General features: G+C 52.0%; 1 pseudogene. It reads right to left on the bottom strand.

Features of this window, described 5'->3' with window-relative positions:
- Window positions 1-269: pseudogene (locus tag DWZ47_RS31210) on the bottom strand (mobilization protein); the annotation flags it as partial.

Raw genomic sequence — 269 nt, 5'->3', positions numbered from 1 at the left:
CTCCAACGGCTTTCCCTTGACGAGCGTTGCGGTCTGCCTTTCATCGAATCCCACAAGGCGGCACAGGTTTTCGATACGGAGCATTTCACGGAAATAGGGAAACCATGCCGCCGCCTTTGCGATTACCGTTTTCAGAAACGATATTTCCTGCTTGTGTCTTGTGTCCTTGTCGGCTATCTCCTTGTCGTGTTTCTGCTGCATTTCCCGTATCTCCCGGCTGTGGTCTGCCTGCATGGTCTGTATTCTGTCTTGCAGGGCTTCGATGGTTT

Origin of the sequence: Bacteroides sp. AF32-8BH (assembly GCF_003435205.1) — a bacterium.
Classification (GTDB): Bacteria; Bacteroidota; Bacteroidia; order Bacteroidales; family Bacteroidaceae; genus Bacteroides; species Bacteroides ovatus.
Note: the sequence above shows the minus strand (reverse complement) of the source record. Positions and strands in the feature narration are given on the sequence as shown.